The following is a 24903-nucleotide window of genomic DNA, read 5'->3' as shown; positions in this document are numbered from 1 at the left end:
AAGTGTAGAAGTTCTACACTTTTTTTTATTTTTGTTGAATTGTAAATAAAAAAGAATGAAAAGATTACTATTGTTTGCTATGGTGTGTGCAGGCATATCATTTGTTTCTGCCCAAAAGAAATTTGATAAAGTTTCAAAAGTGACTTCATCAGAGATCAGATGGTGGGGGTATAAGGTGGTAAAAACCGAAGCATCTTCCCACTCAGGAACAGTAAAGCTGAAAAGCGGAAAATTCAACTTTGATCATACTGTTCTGGTAGACGGAGAGTTTGTGATAGATATGAGAAGTATGATGGCTGGAGATGTTTCCGATGAGGATCAGATCAAGCTTACTAATGATCTGAAAAGCACAAACTTCTTTGAAGTAAAAAAATTCCCTATTGCCAAATTCCATTTGACTAAAATTATTCCTTTAGCAAACAGTGAATACAATTCTACAGTCTATGGTGACCTTACCCTTAAAGGAGTGAGAAAGACGATTTCTTTCCCTGCGAATGTATACGTTACCCAGTTTACAACATCTATTGAATCTGCGAAGTTTTCTCTGAACAGAAGAGACTTTAAAGTATTCTATCAGTCTTCATTGAAAGATTATTTCATTAAGAATGAAATGGATATTCAGTTCAAAGTTACCACAGAAATGCTGGATAACGAGAATAGAGTTCCGAAGAAGAAAAAATAAGATTGAAAATACTATCAATATAGAAAAGAGCAGTTCTCATGAGCTGCTCTTTTTTTATGACTTTATTCGATAAGATTTGTGGCAGCCATTCCCGTTTTCCTGTATTTTTTATACATTAGTAGTATGAAAATTTATATCGTAAGCGGTCTGGGAGCAGACTTTAAAGTCCTTGAAAGAATAACGTTTCCCAAACATTGTGAATTGATTTTTATAGATTGGCTTATTCCGGAAAAAAATGAGCCTTTTGATGCCTATGTCAAAAGAATGGCAGAGAAAGTAGACGATTCGGAGCCGTTCTGCTTGCTGGGATACTCTTTTGGAGGAATTATCGTGCAGGAGATCAATCAGCTGAAACCTGCTGAGAAAGTAGTGATTCTGGGGAGTATAAAATCTGACAAAGAAAAATCCAAGTTCATAAAAACAGGTGAGGTTACCAAGATTCCAAGAATACTGCCTGTAGGCTTATTCAATGATAAGGCCGCGAATGTATATGCTGTTATCCGAAAGCTTTTTGATCCTAAAAATCCAAAGCTTATGCAGTATTTTAAAGTAAAAGATCCTTATTACCTGAAATGGTCTGTAGAAAAAGTCTCCGAATGGAAGTTTGAAGAAAATCCCAATGTAATTCAGATCTTAGGAGATAAAGATATTGTTTTCCCAATCCGTTATTCCAATCCTGATTATGTCATTAAGGGAGGAACCCATCTTTTTCCTGCGACCAAATCTAAGGAAGTTACTAAAATATTGAATGAAGTATTTTGTGAAAAACAATAATATTATTTCATAAATAGTTTTTTTATAGGGGTTCTGTTGAAAAAAATATGTTTTTATGTGATTTATGTTTAAATTTGATAGGGTTAAATATAAATTTCATGAAAATAGGATTAAAATGGATCGTTTCATTCTCTGTGATTACACTTGTTGCATTCGGAGGTTTATTCTGGAATCCGGCAGCAGATATTCCTGATACACGCGAGTTTTTAAGCGAAGATAAAATTGTAGGGGCAGATGTCGCATGGATTTTGGCCGCTGCGGGACTTGTCCTGTTGATGACGCCAGGACTATCGTTTTTTTATGGAGGCATGGTAGGTCGGAAAAATGTGATTTCTACAATGTTGCAAAGCTTTATTGCTTTAGGAGTAATTTCTATTGTCTGGGTAGTGGTAGGATTTTCTCTATCTTTTGGAGAACCTCTGGGAATTACAATTGATGGACAGCATTACGGAATTATTGGAAATCCATTAAGTTACCCCTTCTTTAGCGGCGTTGGAAATCTGCCGCATAAAATGATGGCGCCTACTATTCCGTTTATTCTGTTTGCCCTTTTTCAGATGAAATTTGCAGTAATTACACCTGCTATTATTACCGGATCTTTTGCGGAGAGGGTTCGTTTTATTTCTTATCTTTTATTCATTGTCCTTTTCAGTATTTGTATTTATACACCGCTTTGTCATATGGTATGGCATCCTGATGGCCTTTTAAATAAATATTTTGGAGTAAAAGATTTCGCAGGCGGAACCGTCGTACATATGAGTGCGGGTTTTGCAGCACTTGCAGGAGCTTTGGTGGTAGGAAACAGGAAAAATCCGCATCATGAGCCTTCCAATATTCCTTATGTGCTTCTGGGAACAGGAATGCTGTGGTTTGGATGGTTCGGATTCAATGCAGGATCGGCATTGAGTGCTTCTGCTTCTGCAGCTACAGCTTTTGGAACGACTACCATTGCCTCCGCTTCGGCGATGCTGACATGGATTTTTTTCGACAGGATCAATGGAAGAAGTGTATCTGCATTGGGGGCTTGTATTGGTGCTGTCGTAGGGCTGGTAGCGATTACTCCCGGATGTGGTTTTGTAAGTATCCAGGAAAGCCTTTTTATAGGATTTATCACTGCGATAGTTTCAAATGTGATGGTCAACTGGAAAGCTTTAAAGAAGATCGATGATACTTTAGATGTTTTTGCCTGTCATGGAGTAGGAGGAATTATGGGAATGATTCTTACGGCTATTTTTGCCCATGGTGAAAAAGCCAGCTTGCTTCACGGAGGTTTTGAGGTTTTTCTTCACCACATGGCTGCATTAATTTTGGTTTCTGCCTTCACCTTTTTGGGTTCCCTGCTTTTGTATAAAATTACAGACTCTATGATTACATTACGCGTTTCTGAAGAGTCTGAAAATAAAGGACTTGATCTTTCTCAGCATGAGGAAAGTTTCAATTGATAAAAAGCAGGAGGCTGTCTCAAAAATGTCATTCTGAATGAAATGAAATGTAGTGAGGAATCTCATGCGTCTGGTTATTAATAAGATTCTTCCTTCGTCAGAAATCAAAGATTCGACGTAGTCAATGACAAATGCTAAATAATCGGGCTTTTAAGACAGCCTCCTGAGTAATATATTCAAATCAAAAATGATTTATTGAATTGAATGAATCGCTTCAAAGATTTTATTTTTTGAATTTTCAAAAACTTCACCTCCAAACTCTTCATTATCTAAGGAATGAATGGTGACATCATTCACCCCCATGATCCCGAAAATATGTTTCAGGTAAGTCGTTTGAAAATTGATAGGGCCGTTCTTTTCATTTTCTCCATATCCGGTATCGCCCCGTGTTGAGAGGATAAAGAGTTTTTTATTTTCAAGGAGGCCCACGTAATCGCCATCCGGAGCTCCTGATCTGAATTTCCAGGTTTCATTGATCCGCATTACCTGATCAATATAAGCCTTCAATCCGGAAGGAATAGACCAGTTGTACATGGGAGTTCCGACCACATATACGTCATGTTCCTTGAGTTCTTGTATCAGTTCATTGCTAAGTTGTAAAGCCTTTTGGTTTTCTTCAGTCCGGTCTGCCGGTTTTTTGAATGCTCCTGCGATCCAGGATTCATCAATATTGGGGATGTTGTCTGTTCCGGCTTCTCTGTAGGTAAATGTATCGAGTGGATATTTGGTCTTCCAGTTTTCAACGAAAAGCCGGGTTAGTTTTCTGCTGTAAGATCTTTCATTTCTTACACTGGCATTAATAATCAATATTTTCATTTGCTAATAATTTATAATAGCAAAATTCCTGATTATTAAGTTCTGAAAAATTGATCTAGTTCAAGAGGATTTATTTTTTTTACGGATTCTGCTGATAAATTCTGCGGAGACTCCCAGGTAAGAAGCAATCAGATACTGAGGAACTCTGGATGAAATATCGGGATAAGTTTCCAGGAAATCATAATACTTTTGTTCCGCTTTCAGCATATGATTGAACACAACTCTTTTTTCAAGGGTTCCAAGATAACCTTCCAGAATAATTCTGAAGTATTTTTCCAAAGATGGAATTTCCTTCAGCATTTTTTGGAAAGACTGATGGTTGATCTGTAAAAGCTTTGTTTTTTCTACAGCCTGTATATTATAAATGGAAGGCTTTTGTTTTGAAAAACTGGCAATATCGGTTGCCCACCAATGGTCAATGGCTAAAAAGAGGATCTCTTCATTTCCATTTTCTTCATTAATGCAAAACGCTTTTAAAACTCCCGAAATGATATAACTGTCATAGCGGCATATTTCCCCGTTTCTCAATAGAAATTCCCCTTTTTCCAATGTTTTTTCTGTCCAGAAATTTTTAAAGGCAGCTATTTCTTCCGGACTTAATTGGGCATGTTGCAGAATACTCTTAATTAATGTTTCCATTTAAAAAAATGATTAAAAAGAACCGTGTAATAATAGATCTGATTGAAACTCATACGATCAGCTCATCTACAAAAATACTTATTTTATGGGCTGTCAAACCAAATAAATCTAAGGTTTTGCTATGCTTTTATTAGGATTTATCATGTATCTTTGTTATTGAGGAAAATGACGAATCATTTATGGAATCAATATCGGTTTTTGAAATTATTAAAGTAGGAATAGGCCCGTCCAGTTCGCACACGATGGGGCCTTGGAATGCTGCAGCAGCATTTATCAGGATTATAAAAAGAGAAAGATCAATCGAAGAAGTTAAAGAGGTTTTTCTTGAATTTTTTGGCTCACTCGCAAAAACGGGGATCGGGCACGGAACTGATATTGCAGGAATGCTCGGTTTGAATGGAGAAGATTTTAAGACGATCAATACTTCAAAAATTGACGAAAAAATAGACTACATCAAAAATACTCAAACCCTTAATCTGGGAGGGGAGAAAATCATTCCATTTGTTTACGGACATCACTTGATTTTAAATATGAAAAAGAGCCTTGATTTTCATCCGAACGGAATGATCTTCAGAGCTGTTTTCGAAGACGGAACAGAGCTTGTGCAGGATTTTTATTCTGTAGGAGGCGGTTTCATTGCCAGCCAGGAAAAAAATTCTATCCAAAAGCAATGTGTACGTACATTGTATCCTTGTCATAAAGCTTCGGATATTGCAAAATATTGTGAAAAACTGGGATTTGATAAAATTTCAGACTTAATTTTCATGAATGAAGAAAGCTGGAGAACTCAGGAGGAGACGAGAGGGGAAGCGCTTTACATCTGGCAGCAGATCAAAGAATGCATCTACAAAGGTGTCAATAAAGAAGGAATTCTTCCGGGCGGACTGAATGTTACCCGAAGAGCTGCGGGGATCAACAGAAAACTGTTGGGAGATAAAATTTATAAAAATAAAGATGAATGGTTCCAGCAGGTTGTTGATGCTGAAGAAAACTTCACGAACATCAACAAATGGATTGCCTGTTTCGCATTGGCCGTGAATGAAGAGAATGCAAGTTTCGGAAGAATTATTACCGCACCTACCAATGGAGCGAGTGGAGTAATTCCGGCCGTATTGATGTATGCTCAGGCGTTTACACCATTTACCAATGAAGATGATATCGTAAGATTCTTGCTTGTAGCAGGAGAAATTGGGACATTATTCAAGAAAAATGCAACCATTTCTGCAGCAATGGGAGGCTGTCAGGCTGAGATCGGAGTTTCTTCCGCCATGGCTGCGGCCGGGCTTACAGAAATCCTGGGGGGAAGTGTAGGACAGGTATTGATGGCGGCAGAAATTGCAATGGAACATCATCTTGGATTGACATGTGACCCGATTAAAGGACTGGTGCAGATTCCATGTATTGAAAGAAATACAATGGGAGCGATGAAAGCAATTACAGCAGCCAATATTGCACTGGAAAGTGATCCTGCTAAGGCAAAAGTGACATTAGATGAGGTGATTCAGACGATGTGGGAAACCGCTCAGGCGATGAGTGACCGTTTCAAAGAAACTTCCGAAGGCGGACTGGCTATTGCGGTAAACGTTCCGGAATGTTAACAAAGAAATTTATTGTAAAAAATATAAAATCCTTAGATCATATGTCTAAGGATTTTTTTTATGAATGATGTGATCTGAATATTACTTTTTATTAAACAGATATTTCTTATCTCGTTGTATAAGTTCGAGCTGTCCTTTTTCAGGAATGAAAGTGATTTTCAAACCAGCTTGGTCAAACTTAAACTGATTTTTATCTACATATTCTAAGGCGAATTCCGGCTGCCCTGTTCCCTGAGCAAACAGAGTTTCGTTTTTGATAAATATCTTTAATCCTAAAGGAATATCTTTAGAAGTATAGTCTCCCGGATATTTTTCCAACTCGGAAACAGGAGCTTTAATTGTATTAAAGGCAGGATATGAATAATCCCTGTCATATATAAAATTCAGGATCGCAACAAACATACTGTTGTGTGGGAAGTTTTCACCATTGATGCTCATCGCAAAAGATAACTGATCAGTTGGTTCATAAGATACCGTTGAGTGGGTTCCTGCAGTATCTCCACCATGCCCGTATGCCTCAATATTATAAAAAGGCATCTTCATAATTCCGGAGCCGAAAGTTTTTTCATTCTTATCTGAAATCATCGTTGTCAATGTTTCTTTTTTTATGAACTGCCCATTAAATAATGCATTGGCGAAAATGTTAAGATCTTCCGTCGTAGAAACAATATCTCCTAATCCGATACAGTTATGAAAGTTGAAATCCTTCACTTCAGTCCAGTTTCCTGCCTCTTGGTGATAAGATTTAAAAACATTTCCAGGATTATCAATGACCGAAAAGGTATGGTTCATTTTTGCTTTTTCCAGAATGTTTTCTTTTAAGATCTCATTATAAGGCTTGTTATATAGCTTCTCCAAAATTCTGCTTAATAAGAAATATGCTGAATTGGAGTATCGTGTTTTTTCCCCAGGCTTGAAAAGGACTCCCTCTTTTTTTATAGCATTAATAATCGCTTTATCACCTACAGGTTTTTCGAAAAGCCAGTTATTCTGAATCGATTTTCCTACATAATCTCCCAGTCCGCTGGTATGATTAAGCATATTCTTTAGGGTAATATTTTTGGAATTAGGAATATCAGGATAGAATTTTTCCAGTTTATCAGTTAAAGATAATTTTCCTTTTTCTATAAGCTGATAGAGCATGACAGCAGTGATGAGCTTGCTCACAGATCCTATCTGGTATTGAGTGTTTTTATCATACGTAATGTTTTTCAGCTGCTGCTGGCCAAAATTTCTATGATAGATTTCGGAACCATTTCTGAAGATGGAGACACTGCCTATTCCCTGATTATTCTGAACCATATAATCCAGAAAGTCGTCTATTTTCTTTGTGTTGATAGCCTTTCCATTGAGGTAAGGAACATCCTGACTTTTTTGAACATCCCTGAACAGGTTTAAAGGGATCGTTTTTCCATTTTGGAAAAAGTTTCCTTCAAAATGGTCTGTTTTATACACTCCTTTATAGCTGGCATTTATTTCTTGTATCTCAAAATTCAGTTCATTGTTACTGAACTGGGTTTTATCAACGATAAAATCCCGGGCACTTTGTTTCGGACTGTTAAGAAAAGAACTGTATCCTTCTTTTTCTTTTTTAATTTTGAAAATGACAGGAAGTTTCATGTTTTGGATATCCAGTTCACCGTTCCATATGCCTTCAATTTGGGCGTGACAAAGATGTGCCAGAAAGACCAGCACGAGTAATAATTTGATTTTCATGGTATTTTAAATAAAATTAGACATTATAATCTGGCAGGCTAAAGTAGTAACAAGCGATACTACAGCAAAAAGAACAATATGCTGCCATTTTTTGATATTGGTTGCGGTTTTAAAGCCATTATAATAAATGACAATGCTGTAAATTAAAACAAGAATACTGAACATAGCCAGAGCCATCATAATGCTGATATCAAGTATAGGGGTTGATTCAGCAGGATGTCTGGTGTAGCTTATCATTGTTTTTTGCGCGTTCTCTATAAAAGGAATCTTGTTTATAGGCTGCAAAATAGCTAGAACAAGCTGTGAAAGTAAAACGGTATTGACAATATCGATAAGCCTTGTTCTGTTATTTAAGATTTTACCCAATATAAAAAGAATAATAATGGCTGAAGCAAAACTTGCCGTGGTTATAATGGCTGTAGTTTGAAGAGAAATGTCTTTTACATTATCTATTTTATATATACTGGTGTAAGTAGTTTCTGTCCAATACCCAATTGCAATAGAAACTATTATTGTGAAGATTCCTACTAACAGGAGTATTTTTTCGTCAAATTTTTCAAACGGATTGAAAATGGTTTTCCAGTTCATAAGATTGAGTTTTACAGATTGGTTTTTAGTTGATCGATCTTAGTAATGAGGTCATCCATTTTATTTCTCATGGTAGGATATGATAGGCCTGCCTGTTTAGCCATTTCTTTGATACTTCCGCTCGATAGGAAAAAATTGAGAACAAAATCCTGTTCTTCGCGGTTCAGTTTAAGGAGCACCGGAAGTTCATAATCACCGCTTACTTCTGTTTTGCAGCTAGGACATTTCATCTGGCTTACGTTAAGAGTATTGTCGCAACTTGGACAGACTATGGGGAGTTTCATGGATTATATTTTTTACGAAAGTAATGTTTTTTTTTAATAAAGTTAAAATATTTTTTAATTTTATTAAAATTTAATTGATTAAAGTGAATAAAAGTATGTGCTGGAAGCTGGAAGGAATATTAATGAAAATAGTAGTACTTAAAAACATAAAATCCTTAGACATCACTGCCTAAGGATTCTTTAATAAAATAAAAGTAAAAGCTGTCGGGCTTTTAGTATCGTATATAGGTTTTTACCTTAAAATTCCTCTGATTCTGTTGGCGTTGGTAATCAGTTCTTCAAGGTATTCATAGTTTTCTTTTTCGAGTGCAGACTTGAATTTTCTGAGCTGGGTGATATGTTCATTCAGAACATCCAGTACATTTTCTTTATTCTGCTTAAAAATGGGAACCCACATTTCAGGATGTGACTTGGCAAGACGAACCGTACTTGAAAAACCGGAACTGGCAAGCTGAAAAATGGTTTCTTCCTCACGTTCTTTTTCCAACACCGTATTGGCAAGAGCGTAAGAGGTAATATGAGAAATATGGGAAATATAAGCCGTATGGATATCATGATCTTCAGCGTCCATGTAGATCATATGCATGTCAAGAGCATCCACTACTTTTTCAACGATGTTCAGTGCGTCATCTGCAGACTCTTCCTTATTGCATATAACGCCTGCTTTCCCAGCAAAACTCTCTGCAATGGCAGATTTCGGACCGCTGTTTTCTGTTCCCCACATCGGGTGGAAGGCTACAAATCTTGATCGTTTCGGGTGGTTTTTTACGGCTTTTACAATTCCTGCTTTTGTAGAGCCTGCATCCATTACCGTTTGATGATCAGACACAAGATCCAAAACAGCTGGAAGCAATTTTCTGGCTGCATCTACAGGAATGGCAAGGATAATCAGATCCGAATTTTTGATTCCCTGCTCCAGATCTGCTTCAGCATCAATGATCTTAAGGTCTAGGGCGTCATTGATATGCTGTGTATTGTTATCGATTCCGTAAATGAAGCTGGCGATATTTCTGTCCCTTAATTTCAAGGCCATCGAACCTCCGATTAATCCTACTCCAATAATACTTATTTTCATCTTTTTAAATTTTTTTAAATAAAAAAACCTCGTCCTAGGACGAGGTTTTAAATTATATTCATAAGAATCCCTATCCCAGATCTGAGTTAAAAATTCTATAATAATATGTTCCGTTGTTAAAATTCACTTCGCAAAGGTAAAAATATTTTTTAAACGAAACGAAATTTCTTATCTAAATTATATATAGATGCTATTAATCGGCGCTGTGGATGTTACTTACCAAATGTATTGCATTAACTATTGAACATTCGCTTTGATAATAGTAAGTCTTTCCTCTACTTCATTGATCCTTTTGATCCAGTAGTTGATTCCTTCCTGATTGGTCACGGTTTCTTTAAAAGCATTGCGGTTGACAGTCAACAAATAACCACCACTTTTTTGATAATCCTGTTCGCGTTCTTTTTTATTTTCAGGCTCTATACGGTATCTCCAGAATACAAGAGAATGCATATATTCTGAACGGATTTTTTCAAGATAGCAGATAATAGCCTTTCGGTCCTGCGGTATATATCCCGGTCCGGAGCAGCCACAGGAATGAAAAGTGATTCCGACCGTGTACAGATCCCGGATATGAGCCCATTGTTTATCGTCATTTTTTGAAGGCGATTTGAAATCGAGCCCCATATTGGCCATCAGGCTGCCACATTCGGGGCATTTGGCTTCTACGGAGACCTGAGCATCCCGGTCCACATCTTTTAAATGACGTCGTTTGAAAGTTTTCTGGCAGTTAAAACAGGCATAATGTCCTTTGTAAACCATCATGGAATATCGGCACATACTAAAATCTTATTCTTTGGTTATAAGTTATTTTTATTTGTTTTTTTCCTCTTCATTAAAGTTGATTCCCATAAGGCTGCTGGCGCTTCTTGGATCGTAGACCGACCATACATTTCCCCAGGGAAATTTGAAGGTGCAGCTTGGGTAAGGGTTTTTCTTCTTTTGGGTTGGAGACATTTCCAGAATCTGAGAAAGAAAAGTATTATTCCGGTAGAAAACCTTCATTTCTTTTTCCTCTGTCCATTCATTCCAGTCTTTTGCATCACCATTTTCCCATGTGTTCATATGAATGATGTCCAGCTGATCTTCGAAAAAGCACAGACTGAAAGATACCTGGTATCCCTGTATTTCTATGCTGTTAAAATAATACCAAAAATACCCGGTTTTTGCATCCCACGTATGATGATACTTTTCTTTATGAAAATCAGATTGCTTCAGCTGATCAAATTTCATTCCCTTATAGAGCCGGGTAGTAAAGACTTCCAGTTCTATAACTCCATTTTCACTGTTAATCAGCATGTCCCAAAAAATTGAAGCTATAAATATACCCGTTTTTTCTTTACAGACAACGAATAATATTTACAGCTTCTAGTAGAAATAGAAATATCGGTGTGTTATTGTGCTATGGATTTGATATAATCAATGTTGATGGGATATCAGAAAGCCAGAGACTTTTTGTATCGATCAGGTTTTTCCAGCTTTTGCTGCTGATAAGCATCAGATCCTGAGAATTCAGAAACTCTTTCTCAATCTTTTTCTCATTGTACAATGTGATATGATTAGGAGCTACCTGCTCTATACTTCTGATCAGTTCTTTCACCTCAATATTGTTTCGGATCTGTCCTGCAGCATCCAGAATAATAACCTGGGAATTGTTGTTATTGATAAGTCTTTTGGCATATTCCAGAAGATAGAAATCACTTAGATTAAAGATAGGTACAAATATTTTGTCTGCCGTTTTAAATTCTTTATCAACAAGGATTCCGACAGGAATGGTTGCTTTATCCAGAACCTGAAGGGTAAGATCATCGTAAGGAGAGTTGTTGAAAATATTTCCTTTTCCTTTTACGGTGTTCAATAATTTTTCAGGATTAATGATTTTGGTTGTAAATCCTAATAATCTTCCTAGTAAACTTCCTTCATACATTGATTTTCCGAGCATGATAAGAAGAAGATCATAATTCCCTTTATTGGTAATATTGGTGAGGTCACTTTCCACATCGGTAGAAGCTTTGAAAAGTGTTGTCACTTCAAGCTGAAGCTCGTGGGAGGTTTCAATGACATTTTTAAACTGTTCTTTTTCAAAGTTTTCTATATCGAAGGCGTGAAGTTCGTCAACAGGAGCAATATTCATTGCTGTTACACTTTTGTTCCCGTTCATTTTATGGGTAAAATTATCTGCAAGTTTCAATAGCTTACTTCCGGCTTTTGCGGTTTCAAAAGATAAAAGAACCCTGTATTTTGTATCGTTATCTTCCTGTTCATCTTCTTCAATCATCGATTTTTTTCCTTTGAAAAGATAATTGATAAAATCCAGACACGGCCCCGTCATAAACGTTGTAAATAAGGCCATGATAACAAGCATTGCGAAAAGTTCCGGACCTAATACTCCTAAATCATACCCGATATTAAGTACAATAAGTTCTGTAAGGCCTCTGGTATTCATTAAAGCACCTATTGTGAGACTGTCTTTCCAGCTTATTTTCAAAAACCTTGCGGTGAGCGCACTTCCTACAAATTTTCCTGTAACGGCTGTCAAAATGATCAATCCTCCAATTTTCCAAAGGTGAGTATCATTCAATAATCCGATCTGGGTTCTTAACCCTGTAAATACAAAGAAAAGCGGCAATAGTAAAACCAAGGCAACATCTTCTATTTTTTCTATGAAAAGATTCCTGAATTTAACGTTTTCCGGCATAATTGCTCCGGCCATAAATGCTCCGAAAAGAGCGTGGATACCGATCACTTCTGTTGCATAAGAAGAGATGATAAGGATTAAGAAAAATACGGCAACAAGTGATTTGCTGATAAACCCTTTTCCTTTTTGCGATTCGGCAATTCTGTGGAGAAATGGTCTTACCGCTTTTATCATAATGAAAACATACAGAATAGCCATTAAGATAACGAATACTGATCCTGAGAAAGATCCAGCTTTTACCACAGCAATTACGGCTGCCAGAATACACCATGCGGTAATATCATCAGCGGCGGCACAGGTAATAACAACGGTTCCTATTTTTGTCTTGTGAAGGTTTCTTTCCTGAACAATTCTCGCGAGAACCGGAAAGGCTGTAATACTCATTGCAATCGCTATAAACAAGGCAAATGAACTGAACTGAATACCTTCCGGGGCAAATTCTTTATAAATGAAATAAGAAAGTCCTACCCCTAATGCAAAAGGAAAAATAATACTTGCGTGACTGATCACTACGGCATCATGTGCCTTTTTTCTCAGAACACTCAGGTCAAGTTCCATTCCGACAATATACATGAAGAGAATCAGACCGATCTGGCTTAAAAACTGTAGATTGGGAAGAGATTCTTTCGGAAAGATAAAGGCAGAAAGTTCAGGGAAATATAATCCGAAAAGTGATGGTCCCAAAACAATACCGGCGATCATTTCACCTATTACAGAGGGTTGTTTCAGTTTTGTACAAATCCATCCGAAAAGTTTTGCTACAAGGATGATGGTTACGATCTGAGTAAGAAGAAGTGCTAAAGGGTGATGAAGGTTTGCCAGAAAAGAATCTGCAAAATTGTCCCACATCGTAGCTCCCGTAGCTTTGCTAGGAGTGATATTTTCTCCAATTTCCAGTGTTTTGCCCTGGATAAAGAACCAGTACATGACGCAAGAAAAGAATGCAATGGTACTGATGTAAAAGATAATATTTTTGTATTTCCCCAAATTCATGATTCCAATATTTTATGCAAAGTTGATAAGAATATATTAAGATTAAAATACTATTGTTTTTAAATGTAATGAATGTTCTAAAAAATGTAATCAAATCTATTTAAATGAATAGCCAAGTCCGACTCCTACTTTCCAACTGCCATTCTGATCAGCTGTTTTAGAATTGTAATAGGCAGGAATCTGAAAGGCTATCTTTTTATAAACCATGGTGAGGCCTGCTCCCAACGTGGGCATAATAGGGCTGTTTTTGGTCCCGGGCGAGTGGTCTTCTTTAATTCTCAATGAAGGAAGCATTCCAAGTATAAATTTAACATTTTTATGAGTAAGGCTCACATTAGGACCTGTAAAGTTGATAAAGGCACCATGATCTACATATCCGGCCACTGCTATCCCGTCAAAAAATGACACCTTAACTTTTGAAGAGGTTTCCTGGGAAAAGCACAGACCGGATATGAGAAATCCCGCAGCATAGAAAAAGTTTTTCATTATAAAATCAATTAATTCTACACAAAATTAAATAGATTGAACACTGAAAAAGGGGAGTTGTAATGAAGCGTGGATATTCTGTAACGAAACCCGAAAGATTTGAAGAAGGTCTATTTTCCGAATAGCTCCATCAGAGAGTTTTTATAGGCATCTCCAATCTGAAGTTTCAAAAAATTATGATCCTCTGTAGGAATTGTGGTGATAATTTCGTTGGTTGAAAATACCTTAATGGAAGACAGAGCAATGATCTCTTTCTTGTTGACCTGTGCAAAATCTTTGGCTGGAAGCATTTCCAGAAGGTTTTTAAAATTCAGGTTTTTTAAAACAATTGTGGTTCCATCACTCAGGATGATATCTTTATCTCTGCTGTCTATCTCAGAGGTTTTGATATAAGAAATCTGTTCTGTGAATATGACTGTTTTTCCGATATTGGTATTCCATTCGATAAAAGCTTTTTTAGGAGTGTCTTCCACCAGTTCTTTAGCTTTTTCAAAGGCTTGAATCAACCTTTCTTTTTTAATAGGTTTTCTTACGTAATCTACCACATTCAGGTCGAAAGCTTCTGCGGCATATTCCTTATAAGCCGTGGTAAAGATTATTTTTTTTGAGCCTGAAATAATCTCAGCTACCTGAAGTCCCGTCATTCCGGGCATTTCAATATCCAGAATACACAGATTACAGTCGATGTTGTCTATTTCGTTCAGGAAAATCTTAGGATCATTAAATGCCTTTACGACTTCTACATTGTCGATCTGCTCGCATAGAAGTTTTAAATAACTGATGGCCAGCAATTCATCATCCAGAATAACGCATTTTATCATAGAATTCTCCTAAATTGATTTTTAATTCCGCTGTAAAGACGCCGTTTTTCGAACTTTTTTCCAGCTGGTAATAAGTACTGTAGATCATTTTAAGTCTTTGATCAAAAGACTGGCTTCCAAAACCGCTTTTCTCCTTTTCCAGAATATTTTTTAAAGAAGCCTTATTGCTTACTTTCATGGTGTAAATACCATTTTCAAGCTCCATATAAATGGAAATGAAAGAATCCTGGGCTAGGAAATCTGTATGTTTGAAGGCATTTTCAATAAGATCCACAGAGATCAGCGGAGCAAATACCTTTTCTTCATACAGAGAATCGGACTTGTTGATCCTGGATTTGATTCTGAAATCGAAAAGGGGATTGATTTTAATTTTATTAATCTCAATAAGGCTTAAAGCAAAATTAAGTTCTTCTTTAGGGCTCACATACTTATTGTTGCTTTCGTATAAAATATAATCCAGCACATTTGCCAGTTTATCCAATGACATATACGTCTGATAGGCATGAGACTGAACCGAATTGAGAATGTTTTTAAACAAATGCGGATTCAGCTTTGTGCCGATATGTTCCAAACGGACTTCGTTCAGAAGCTGCTCGATAAGTTTGTTGGTTTCCGATAATTTGGTATTTTTCTGATTCAGCTTTTGATTCTGGCTGAAGAGATAAATACTTACGGTAAGAAACAGGAAAATGGCAAAAACTCCGACGAATATCAGATAATCATGAATCATGTAGTAATTGCCACCCATAAAATCTTGGTTATTAAAAACTATTTAAGTTTCTTAAGACCGTTTACCGTTACCTCTTCTTCACATTTTTCAAAAGAGACCTCGTAAGAAGGATTTTTTTCAGGATAGGTCAAAATATAATTTGGACACGGTTTTTTCTGTGCCTGGCTGCGGTCAAAATCTACTTTTCCGTTGGTAATGATGCTGTCTTTTACAAATTTCTCATCAATCTTGTAGGTAGTCATTGCATTTTTAACTTCTTCAGAATATTTGAATTCCTTAGATAGTGTTTCAGCAATAACACGGCTGTTGGGTAAATAACCGCTGCAGCTTGCCCCTTTTTTGTTTAGAATAAAAAATACGAGCAAAAGCCCAGGCAAAAAGCCTATTACGAAGAATTTCAGTTTTTTCATTAGAAAATTAAAAGATTGATATCATGGTACGTAAGTCCGAAACGGTCGCAGATGATCTTTTTGGTATGTCTTCCTTTATACATATATAAACTCTGCTTCATTTCGTTTTTGCGGATCAGCATATTTTCAAAGCCGCCCTCTTCATCATAATTTAAAATATAGGAAAGGAAGAAGTTCGAGATTGCCTTGGTGGTGGTTCTCGGCATTCTTGAGGTAAGGTTCGGAAGTCCGCAGTGGATGACACCGTGCTTGATGATATAAGGATCTTCCATAGTGGTCAGCTCTGAAGTTTCAATAACTTTACCATTATCTATGGTGATATCGATGATCACACTGCCTTTTTTCATTTTCATGACCATATCTTCAGTAACGATAGGGGTCATATTCAATCTTGGTAGTGCTCCTATGACAACATCAGCACGTCTTAAACTTTTGCTGAGTTCTTTAGGATCAATGATGGAAGTAGGAACACGGCTGTCAACAATCGTATGAAGTCTTCTCAGCTTCGATAATGAGTTGTCGAAAACCTTTACACTGGCTCCCAGACCTATGGCTGCTTTCGTAGCGAATTCACCTACAATCCCAGCTCCAAGAATCACTACTTCAGCAGGTCTTACTCCTGTGATCCCTCCAAGCATTAAGCCGTTGGATAAGGCTAATAATTCCGAAGCATACAAAATAGAAACAGTTCCTGCAATTTCACCTACTAATCTTACCAAAGCCAGCTGTTTGTATTCATCAACGATGAATTCGAAAGCAATGGCGTTTATTTTTTTCTCAGCAAGCTTTAAGAAATAGTCCTTGTCTCTTAGGTTGATCTGAAGTGCCGAAACCAGATAAGTATTCGGTTTCATATACTCTATTTCGTCTTCCGTAGGAGGGTTGACCTTAAGGATAAGATCCTGCCCGAAAGCTTCTTTTGGATCAGTGGTGATCTTCGCTCCAGATTCAGAGTATTGTAAATCTGTAAAAAAAGAACCTTGTCCGGCCCCAGCTTCAATAATGATCTCATGGCCGTGCTCTACCAACACCTGTACGGCGTCAGGAGTAATGCAGGTTCTCCTTTCGTTGAGACAGGTTTCTTTAGGAATTCCAATACTGAATTGTTTTCCTTTTTTTATCACCTCCAATTTTTCCTCTTTCGGCATCAATTCTTCTTCTGTGAAAGGAGTAAAAATATTTGTACTCATCCTTAAATTAAATTATGTCTTACAGATTGTTATTTACACTCAATTAATGAGCAAAGATACATAATATTTAATCGAATGAAACTTCTCTGTTTTCACCCGTATTCACAATACTCATTGTGTGGTAGTTGAGCCCGTAAAGTTCCTCTTCATAGACTTCCGGCCACTCGATGATACACAGAAAAGAGTTGTCCAGATATTCTTCAATTCCGATATCATAGACTTCTTCAATGTTTTTTAAGCGGTAAAGATCAAAATGATACACTTTCCCATTTTCTGTATTGTATTCATTGACAATAGAGTAAGTAGGAGAGTTGACTTCATCCTTGCTGCCCATGTTTTTAAGCAAAAATTGGGTGAACGTCGTTTTCCCCGCTCCCAGATTTCCTTTTAATAAAAAAATATTATGTTTTAATTGAGGAATGATGCTGTCAACAACTTCCTGCCAGTCTTCAATTGTATTTATAGTGAACTGCATATACTAATTTGTTTTGCAAAAATAATGAATTTAAAGAGCGAAAATTGAGAATAAAGAGAAAAGAATAAAGACCATAAAGATAGATGGGTACGATTGAAGCTAAAATTGATTTAAAGGAGCAAACCCAAAACTCATATCCGGTATCCCACACACTCTTACACTCTAACTCTCAAACTCTTTCAATTTCTACATAAAAATACTTAATTTTACAGCATGATTTCTAAGCAGACCATTGATAAAATATTCTCCACGATCCGCGTTGAAGAGATTGTGGGTGAATATGTGCAGTTGAAAAGAGCAGGGTCTAACTTTAAAGGACTCAGTCCTTTTCATGAAGAAAAGTCTCCCAGTTTTGTCGTTTCACCAAGCAAACAGATCTGGAAGGATTTTTCAACAGGAAAAGGAGGGACAGCAATCTCTTTCCTTATGGAGATTGAAAATTTCACTTATCCTGAAGCGCTTCGCCACGCTGCCAAAAAGTACGGTATTGAAGTAGAAGAAGATCTGCGTGAAATTTCTGAGGAAGCAAAAAATGCGCAGACAGAAAAAGATATTTTATATAAGATCCACGAAGTGGCGAATACCTATTTCCAGGAGATCTTGTGGGATGATAAAGAAGGCAGAAGTATAGGACTTTCTTATTTTAAAGAGAGAGAACTTAAGGATGATATTATCAATAAATTCCAGCTGGGATATTCTCCTGAAAAAAAGAATGCTTTTACGGCGTATGCCCTGGAAAAAGGATATACCAAAGAAATTCTTGAGAAATCCGGACTTTCTATTTTCCCGGAAAACACGCCGGGAGGAGTCGATCGTTTTAGGGATAGAGTGATCTTCCCGATTCACAGTTTTTCAGGGAGAGTTTTAGGTTTTGGAGCGAGGATTCTTAAGAGTAATGTCAAAACAGCAAAATACCTCAATTCGCCGGAAACGGAGATTTACCATAAATCCAATGTTCTTTATGGATTAAACCAGAGTAAGCAGTCCATTTCAAGGAAGAATGTCTGTCTTTTGGTGGAAGGATATATGGACGTGATCTCTCTTCATATGTCCGGTATTGAAAATGTAGTGGCCAGTTCGGGAACTTCCCTGACTACCGAGCAGATCAAACTGATCAAAAGGCTTACAGAAAATGTAACCATTCTTTTTGATGGTGATAATGCAGGTATTAAAGCCAGTTTCCGAAGTATAGACATGCTTTTGACAGAAGGAATGAATATCCGTGTATTGCTTTTCCCTGATGGAGATGACCCGGATTCTTTCGCCAGAAAACATCCTCAGGAATACGTTGAAAAGTATATCGAAAATGAAGCGATGGACTTCATCGACTTTAAAGCGGAAATCCTGTTGAGAGATGTTGGAAATGATCCTATTAAAAAGGCTGAAGCAATAAGGGATATCGTGAAATCGGTTTCTTTTGTACAGAATGCACTGAAAAGGGAAGTCTACCTTAAGGAAGTATCCAATAAGTTCGGACTTTCTGAGCAGAGTCTTTTCAATGAACTAGGGGTTCAGAAGCAGATCACGCAGAATCAGACTCACCATGTGCAGCAGCAACCGAAGGAAAATGTTGCTCCTAAGATGGAGATTGTTCCTTTGGATAAGGAAAAAGAAGATCCTTTTTTGTTTGATGTGTTGTTTATGGAGAATAAACTTGTTGAACACATGCTGGCATTTGGAGATATTGTTCTGAAACGTAGAAATGAGCAGGGTGAAGAATATCAGATTACGGTCATTGAGGAGATTCTTCATCATTTTGAAGAAGAGCAGTATGCATTTTTAGTCAAAGGAAATGAAATCATTATCGCTCAAGTGAGGGAAGGAATTCAGAAAGACGAACTGAGAAGTGGAAACTTTTTTGTATCTTTTATGGATGAAGAGATCACAACAAAGGTTGTAGATGCTTTGATTCCACTGGATGATCTTGAAAACTGGGCTTCCAGAAATATTTATCCACCCAATTACGGAGATAAAGTGGCGGATCAGATCCAGGGAGATGTTTTATTGCACAAATACAGATATATTGATTATTTAATCACAGAAACGGCAAAAGAACTGGATCAGTACAGCAGTACGGATGAAGGAAAATATTATGAGCTGATAAAAAAGATTACTTTACTGAAACAGGCTTCCATCAGATTGAGCAATATTATCGAATATTCACCTATCAAAGGGATTTATGTAGATCGTAAGAGATAGTTTGAAGTCAGTTTTTTTGATATTCTGTGACAAAAAGTCCTATAAAATTTTAGGAATAAATATTGTAATTTAAACTTCAGGAATATTTAAAAATAATACATAATAAAAATATGGACATTAAAAAAGAATTCAGAGATTTCTCTGTAAAGCACTTAGGAAACAACGGTTTGGTTACCGATCAGTATATGGGAATGTATGGCCCAACGAATCTTACACCGTACATCATGGAAGAAAGAAGATTAAACGTTGCTCAGATGGACGTTTTCTCCCGTCTGATGATGGACAGAATTATCTTCCTGGGAACAGGTATTGATGATCAGGTAGCAAACATCGTTACGGCACAGCTTTTATTCTTAGAAAGTGCAGACCCGTCAAAAGATATTCAGATCTATATCAACTCTCCTGGTGGTAGCGTATATGCCGGTTTAGGTATTTATGATACGATGCAGATCATCAAGCCGGATGTAGCGACAATCTGTACAGGTATGGCTGCTTCTATGGGAGCTGTATTATTGGTTGCCGGAGAAAAAGGAAAGCGTTCTGCGCTTAAGCACTCAAGAGTAATGATTCACCAGCCTTCAGGAGGTGCTCAGGGAGTCGCTTCAGATATGGAGATCAACTTGAGAGAGATGCTGAAATTGAAGCAGGAGCTTTATGAAATCATCGGTCACCACTCAGGGCAAACTTACGAGTGGGTAGAGAAATCTTCTGACAGAGATTACTGGATGACTTCTGAAGAAGCTAAAGGTTACGGAATGGTAGATGAGGTTCTACAAAGATCTACAGAGAAAAAATAATTGATTGTAAAATCATAAGAAACCGCACCCATCTGGTGCGGTTTTTTGTTTACCACAAAGCCTTAAAAGTTTTCTCCCGGGAAAATTAAAACGCTTACAAATAGTCAACTGGAGACGTAAAATTCCCCTCTTCCGGAGGGGTGGCGAAAATTCAAAGAATTTTTGACGGGGTGGTTTTACGTGTAGCTTTAGATATATTCTTATAAAAAAAGCGCCTTTTTAAAGGCGCTTTTTTTATTTCTTAACCATTTTATGGATCGTAGTATTTTCAGCTGTTTTAATTTCAACAAAATAAACCCCTGAAGTTAAAGACTGGATACTAATCTTTGCTTCCTGAGAAGTCATTACCTTCTGTCCTGTGGCAGAATAAATATTCACTTCTTTCAGTTTCTCAGCAGTTTCAATCTGAATGAAATCACTTGCCGGATTAGGATAAATACTGAATTTTTTCTTATTCACATCGGACGTTCCCAGTGTTGCATTAAATGCTTCAGTAGGGGTAAACGGTCTTCTCTGTCCAAAACTCAATCCCAGCCAGTCGTTGTTGCTCAACTGAATCTGAGAAAGGTTGGTTTTTGTTTGCCAGCTCGACAAATCTTTTCCTTTATATAACTTCCAGCTGTCTGATCCGGAAGCGTTCCCGGTGAATGAATTCAATGATAAATTGGAAATCTGATTATTCGCGGATGCAACATTAAAATAGGAAGTCTGTGACTGGATCAGTTGTAAAGCCTGTTCAGCTGTTATACTTCCGTTATATTTTATTCCAAAAACAAAAGAATTGGCACTTCCGTTGGCATTATCAGTTCCGAAATCGATTACGATAAGGCTTGTATTGCTTCCTGTTCCAATCCAGTTGGTAACCTGAGATGGAGTATACCATGTAGAGCTGTAAGCTGCAACGGGAGGAGAGGGAGGGGTATCGTAATGATCAAGACCGTATGACACTCCATACCATTTTCCGTCAACCAAAGGAGTATACCCTACACCATTGTTCCATGTCATATTTGATGCGCTGGATCCAGACCATGTTATCCAGCTATCATCAGTAGTGGAGGTATGATGATTATAATTCAGAATAGAAAGATATCCTGTAGGAATGTCGACCTGCATTTTGGATTCTGCGGCCACAATTGCATTGATAAGATCTTCCATCACTAGACCATTGCCATCAAAACGATATCCCCACGCATAAGAATTGGGAGTGGTGTTGTCATTAAAATCTGCAATGAAATAGGCCTTTTTAGAACCGGTTCCTACCCAAAATTTGATGTCGTTTTCTGTGAATTGGGCCGACAATAACTGCATACAAAGCAGTAAGAAAAAAAGATAGATTTTTCTCATGATATAATTTAATTAAAGTTTTATTCCCGAAACTTATCTCCAGAGGAAAAACAAATCTTTCTCTGAAGTCCGTATCTTAAGGCAGGTCTCCTGGCTCACATCTTACAGCTTCCTTCCCGGATTTTCAGATCCAGTGGATATTATTGTGCGGTAAGTTTAAACAGTTTACAGTTGCGGGTACAGCCCAAGATTTGAATATTATTCTCACTTGATTCCCTATTAATGAACATTGTTCAGCCTTAAAAAATGCTGCAAATATATCATATAAATAGGTGAGTCCGTTTTGTGAGTTATCTTTTTTTAACTATTCTTAAAAAGTTGATTTTCATATTAATTAATGATTGGATTGAATCATTAGTGTTTTATTTTAAAATTCATTATTTTTCTGTTTATATTCAATTCATTTTAAGGTTCTATTGTTAAAACACAATTATCATTATATTCAAGATCAGTTTATAATCAATTTATACTTTCGCAGCCATAAAAGTGAATATGAAAAAATTACTATTGTCTGTTGTAGTGCTGGCAGTATTGGCTTCATGTAAAAGTGATGATGATACCACAATGATTAACCAGGATATTAATTATTCTAAACTCCCTCAGGAGTTTCCATTTACCAAATTGGCTACGATAAACGGAGTAGATGTTATCAATGGCGGATTTGGTTCCGGAGCTGCGGCTCACCCTACGAGAAAAGGCGAATTTTACGTCATTACAGATAGGGGACCCAACACGGACTTCCAGAATGGAAAAAAATTCTTAACCCCTGACTTTACGCCTACCATTATGCATTTTAAAATCAATGCTGACAGAAATGTAGAGGTAATCAAATATATTAAGCTTAAAAATCCATCGGGACAGCCTATTACAGGCTTACCAAACCCTGTAGGAATGGGAAGCACAGGAGAAATAGCCTACGATGCTTCCGGAAATGTTCTGGGTACTGATAAATATGGACTGGACAGTGAAAGTATTGTTGCGGCGGCTGACGGTACATTCTGGGTTTCTGATGAATATGGTCCGCATATCGTGCATTACAGCGCAGATGGAGTAGAAATGGAAAGAATAAGCCCGATAGGTGTAAATACAGGAACAAGAAAATTACCTGCAGTTTTGGCCAAAAGAAGGGCTAACAGAGGAATGGAAGGACTTGCTATGACCCCGGACGGAAGAACATTGGTAGGAACAATACAGTCGATGATGTATGTACCGAGCAAAGCATTGGCAACCAATACTACCTTAACAAGAATTGTCACATTTGATATTGTTACAGGGCAGACCAAGCAGTTTTTATACAAACAGGATGGAGGCGCTTCTGACTCGGTTTGTGATATTACGGCATTAAGTAACAATGAATTTTTAGTGATCGAAAGAGATGGAAATTTCGGATCTCAGGGAGGGCTCAAAAAGGTATACAGAATCAACCTGAGTAATGCCAGCGATGTAAACGGAGCTGATATCAATGCTGTAGACGGGATGAAAGTGAACGGAAAAGCTTTAGAACAGTGCTCTTGGGATGAGATAACGAATGCAGGCATAAAGACTGTCACCAAAACATTAGCAGTAGATCTGGTTGCAAAATTGGGTTATGAACATGATAAATTTGAGGGAATTGTTTATTTAGGAAACAATAAACTGGCCGTTTTCAATGATGATGACTTTGGAGTAGTGGATGATGGAAACGGAAACCCAAAAGCTAAAATTCTTCCTAAAACAGGGAAGGTAGACAAAGGAACGATGTATGTAGTCGATATTCAATAATTAGATTTTTTTAATAAAACGGCGGCATCGAAGATGCCGCCGTTTTTATTTATGAATTAGGAATAAGCTTTAGCCGAAACCCAATATTTTCAATATTAATTAAAACCTTCAATAATCTTAGAGAAATCCTCTAATTTCAAAGCAGCACCTCCAATCAGACCTCCGTCGATGTCAGGCTGAGAGAAAATTTCTTTTGCATTATCAGGCTTTACAGACCCTCCATAAAGGATAGATACTTCATCAGCAACTTCCTGTCCATATTTTGAAGCAATAATGTTTCTGATGTGAGCATGGATTTCCTGAGCCTGCTCCGGACTTGCCGTTTCTCCTGTTCCAATAGCCCAAACCGGTTCGTAAGCGATCACTACTTTTTTGATCTCCTCAGCAGAAAGCGTGAAAAGAGCAACTTCAGTCTGATTTTTTACGACTTCAAGGTGTTGCCCTGCTTTTCTTTGGTCAAGGGTTTCTCCGTTACAGTAAACAGGAATTAGACCTTTATCAAGAGCTAATTTGATTTTTCTGTTACAGTGAGAATCTGTTTCTCCGTGGTACTGTCTTCTTTCAGAATGTCCGATTAATGATCCGGTTGCATCAATAGATTCTAACATATCTGCAGAAATTTCTCCTGTGTATGCACCGCTTTCATGCTCGCTCATATCCTGAGAAAATACTCCGATCTCATCCTTTTCAAAGATGTCTTTTGCCATCATTAAATATAAAGACGGTGGCGCGATCCAAACCTCACAGTTGGTAGCATTGTTGTTTTTATAGCTTAGTAACTGAATCATCAATTGTTGTGCATCAATTACATTTTTGTTCATTTTCCAGTTTCCTGCAACTATTTTTCTTCTCATAAGATTTAAATATAGATTTATTTACTTTTAATTTTTTCTTTAATGAATCTGCGTTATCTGCAAAATCCGCGAGACTCTTTTTTTATTCTCGCAGATTTGTTTGATTTAGCAGATTAATTTAACCTAATTACGTATTATAAGTTGTTTACAACTCTCTTAATATTGTCTAAAATATTAGAAGTGTTAAAATTTATAAGCAGTCCCAATTTTCTATCAGATAATTTTAAATAAGTATATAATTGTTTATAATGAACGTTATCTAACTCTTTTATTGACTTTAGTTCTAAAATAACTTTATCTTCTACTAAAATGTCAATTTTAAAATTAATATCAAATTTTTTATTGTCATAATATACCGGAAGTACTACTTCAGATTTTACATTTAAACCATTTTCTTCTAGTTCGTAAATCAGTATTTTTTGATATACGGATTCAAGTAAACCAGGACCTAACTGATTATATACATTGAAAACACATTTACGAACGATGTATGAAATTTCATTTTCTGTCATTATATAAATCTGCGTTATCTGC

25 protein-coding genes and 1 riboswitch are annotated in these 24903 nt (G+C 36.9%); of the genes, 7 read left to right on the top strand and 18 right to left on the bottom strand.

Annotation, left to right across the window (positions count from 1 at the left end):
- The first annotated feature begins 55 nt into the window (after positions 1 to 55).
- From DBR39_RS00745 to DBR39_RS00735, 3 genes are all read left to right on the top strand, one after another.
- Entirely contained in the window at positions 56 to 682 is a 627-nt protein-coding gene (locus DBR39_RS00745; RefSeq protein WP_103233524.1) for a YceI family protein, read from the top strand.
- 123 nt (positions 683 to 805) lie between these two features.
- Positions 806 to 1456, top strand: a complete 651-nt coding sequence (locus tag DBR39_RS00740; RefSeq protein ID WP_124530416.1) for an alpha/beta hydrolase — start codon at positions 806 to 808, stop codon at positions 1454 to 1456.
- 98 nt (positions 1457 to 1554) lie between these two features.
- Positions 1555 to 2898, top strand: coding sequence for an ammonium transporter (locus DBR39_RS00735; protein WP_109738830.1), 1344 nt, complete (start codon positions 1555 to 1557; stop codon positions 2896 to 2898).
- Positions 2899 to 3090: 192 nt separating this feature from the next.
- Here the strand turns inward: DBR39_RS00735 and DBR39_RS00730 are convergent, their stop codons facing one another.
- The gene (locus tag DBR39_RS00730; protein ID WP_124530415.1) at positions 3091 to 3714 is read right to left on the bottom strand and encodes an FMN-dependent NADH-azoreductase; all 624 of its coding nucleotides are present in this window, start codon (positions 3712 to 3714) and stop codon (positions 3091 to 3093) included.
- A 60-nt stretch (positions 3715 to 3774) separates the two neighbouring features.
- On the bottom strand, positions 3775 to 4353 hold the full coding sequence (locus DBR39_RS00725; RefSeq protein ID WP_124530414.1) for a Crp/Fnr family transcriptional regulator: 579 nt from the start codon (positions 4351 to 4353) through the stop codon (positions 3775 to 3777).
- A 179-nt stretch (positions 4354 to 4532) separates the two neighbouring features.
- On the opposite strand from DBR39_RS00725, the gene DBR39_RS00720 reads away from it, so the two are divergent.
- Positions 4533 to 5951, top strand: coding sequence for an L-serine ammonia-lyase (locus tag DBR39_RS00720; protein ID WP_124530413.1), 1419 nt, complete (start codon positions 4533 to 4535; stop codon positions 5949 to 5951).
- Positions 5952 to 6032: 81 nt separating this feature from the next.
- On the opposite strand, the gene DBR39_RS00715 is transcribed toward DBR39_RS00720, so the two are convergent.
- The 13 genes from DBR39_RS00715 to tsaE form a co-directional block, all read right to left on the bottom strand.
- Entirely contained in the window at positions 6033 to 7667 is a 1635-nt protein-coding gene (locus DBR39_RS00715; protein WP_124530412.1) for a serine hydrolase domain-containing protein, read from the bottom strand.
- A 6-nt stretch (positions 7668 to 7673) separates the two neighbouring features.
- Positions 7674 to 8255: a YIP1 family protein gene (locus DBR39_RS00710; protein ID WP_124530411.1), complete on the bottom strand. Its 582-nt coding sequence runs from the start codon at positions 8253 to 8255 to the stop codon at positions 7674 to 7676.
- An 11-nt stretch (positions 8256 to 8266) separates the two neighbouring features.
- The gene (locus DBR39_RS00705) at positions 8267 to 8539 is read right to left on the bottom strand and encodes a DUF2089 family protein (protein ID WP_124530410.1); all 273 of its coding nucleotides are present in this window, start codon (positions 8537 to 8539) and stop codon (positions 8267 to 8269) included.
- A 232-nt stretch (positions 8540 to 8771) separates the two neighbouring features.
- The gene (locus tag DBR39_RS00700) at positions 8772 to 9614 is read right to left on the bottom strand and encodes a prephenate dehydrogenase (RefSeq protein ID WP_124530409.1); all 843 of its coding nucleotides are present in this window, start codon (positions 9612 to 9614) and stop codon (positions 8772 to 8774) included.
- A 237-nt stretch (positions 9615 to 9851) separates the two neighbouring features.
- Entirely contained in the window at positions 9852 to 10376 is a 525-nt protein-coding gene (locus tag DBR39_RS00695; RefSeq protein ID WP_317127274.1) for a hypothetical protein, read from the bottom strand.
- A gap of 48 nt (positions 10377 to 10424) precedes the next feature.
- Positions 10425 to 10910, bottom strand: coding sequence for a hypothetical protein (locus DBR39_RS00690; RefSeq protein ID WP_124530407.1), 486 nt, complete (start codon positions 10908 to 10910; stop codon positions 10425 to 10427).
- A 103-nt stretch (positions 10911 to 11013) separates the two neighbouring features.
- Positions 11014 to 13302 (bottom strand): cation:proton antiporter, encoded by a 2289-nt coding sequence (locus tag DBR39_RS00685; RefSeq protein ID WP_228447731.1) that lies wholly within the window; start codon positions 13300 to 13302, stop codon positions 11014 to 11016.
- A gap of 96 nt (positions 13303 to 13398) precedes the next feature.
- Complete coding sequence (locus DBR39_RS00680; protein WP_124530406.1) at positions 13399 to 13788, bottom strand: hypothetical protein; 390 nt, start codon at positions 13786 to 13788, stop codon at positions 13399 to 13401.
- Between the two features lie 110 nt (positions 13789 to 13898).
- The gene (locus DBR39_RS00675; RefSeq protein ID WP_124530405.1) at positions 13899 to 14609 is read right to left on the bottom strand and encodes a LytR/AlgR family response regulator transcription factor; all 711 of its coding nucleotides are present in this window, start codon (positions 14607 to 14609) and stop codon (positions 13899 to 13901) included.
- Positions 14584 to 15357, bottom strand: coding sequence for a histidine kinase (locus tag DBR39_RS00670; RefSeq protein WP_124530404.1), 774 nt, complete (start codon positions 15355 to 15357; stop codon positions 14584 to 14586). Before DBR39_RS00670 ends, DBR39_RS00675 begins: the two co-directional genes overlap by 26 nt.
- Positions 15358 to 15377: 20 nt before the next feature.
- Positions 15378 to 15749: a DUF4258 domain-containing protein gene (locus DBR39_RS00665; protein ID WP_124530403.1), complete on the bottom strand. Its 372-nt coding sequence runs from the start codon at positions 15747 to 15749 to the stop codon at positions 15378 to 15380.
- Positions 15749 to 16939: an alanine dehydrogenase gene (locus DBR39_RS00660; RefSeq protein ID WP_103233083.1), complete on the bottom strand. Its 1191-nt coding sequence runs from the start codon at positions 16937 to 16939 to the stop codon at positions 15749 to 15751. The genes DBR39_RS00665 and DBR39_RS00660 overlap by 1 nt, the downstream gene beginning before the upstream one ends.
- Positions 16940 to 17006: 67 nt before the next feature.
- On the bottom strand, positions 17007 to 17414 hold the full coding sequence (tsaE, locus tag DBR39_RS00655) for a tRNA (adenosine(37)-N6)-threonylcarbamoyltransferase complex ATPase subunit type 1 TsaE (protein WP_124530402.1): 408 nt from the start codon (positions 17412 to 17414) through the stop codon (positions 17007 to 17009).
- Positions 17415 to 17627: 213 nt separating this feature from the next.
- On the opposite strand from tsaE, the gene dnaG reads away from it, so the two are divergent.
- Together dnaG and clpP are read left to right on the top strand one after the other, a co-directional pair.
- Positions 17628 to 19613 (top strand): DNA primase, encoded by a 1986-nt coding sequence (dnaG, locus tag DBR39_RS00650; protein WP_124530401.1) that lies wholly within the window; start codon positions 17628 to 17630, stop codon positions 19611 to 19613.
- A gap of 110 nt (positions 19614 to 19723) precedes the next feature.
- Positions 19724 to 20410, top strand: coding sequence for an ATP-dependent Clp endopeptidase proteolytic subunit ClpP (clpP, locus tag DBR39_RS00645; RefSeq protein WP_027373257.1), 687 nt, complete (start codon positions 19724 to 19726; stop codon positions 20408 to 20410).
- A 234-nt stretch (positions 20411 to 20644) separates the two neighbouring features.
- Here clpP and DBR39_RS00640 read toward each other — a convergent pair whose 3' ends face one another.
- Positions 20645 to 21754, bottom strand: a complete 1110-nt coding sequence (locus DBR39_RS00640; protein WP_124530400.1) for a T9SS type A sorting domain-containing protein — start codon at positions 21752 to 21754, stop codon at positions 20645 to 20647.
- 62 nt (positions 21755 to 21816) lie between these two features.
- Positions 21817 to 22011: riboswitch (cobalamin riboswitch) on the bottom strand.
- 235 nt (positions 22012 to 22246) lie between these two features.
- On the opposite strand from DBR39_RS00640, the gene DBR39_RS00635 reads away from it, so the two are divergent.
- A complete protein-coding gene (locus DBR39_RS00635; protein ID WP_124530399.1) occupies positions 22247 to 23515 on the top strand; it encodes an esterase-like activity of phytase family protein in 1269 nt (422 codons plus the stop codon).
- A 95-nt stretch (positions 23516 to 23610) separates the two neighbouring features.
- Here the strand turns inward: DBR39_RS00635 and tpiA are convergent, their stop codons facing one another.
- Both tpiA and DBR39_RS00625 read right to left on the bottom strand, forming a co-directional pair.
- Positions 23611 to 24369, bottom strand: coding sequence for a triose-phosphate isomerase (gene tpiA / locus DBR39_RS00630; protein ID WP_103234030.1), 759 nt, complete (start codon positions 24367 to 24369; stop codon positions 23611 to 23613).
- A 134-nt stretch (positions 24370 to 24503) separates the two neighbouring features.
- Positions 24504 to 24881, bottom strand: coding sequence for a GxxExxY protein (locus DBR39_RS00625; protein WP_103234029.1), 378 nt, complete (start codon positions 24879 to 24881; stop codon positions 24504 to 24506).
- Positions 24882 to 24903 lie beyond the last annotated feature (22 nt).

The organism is Chryseobacterium sp. KBW03 (genome assembly GCF_003852415.1).
GTDB lineage: Bacteria > Bacteroidota > Bacteroidia > Flavobacteriales > Weeksellaceae > Chryseobacterium > Chryseobacterium viscerum.
This window is presented reverse-complemented; position numbering and strand designations above follow the sequence as displayed.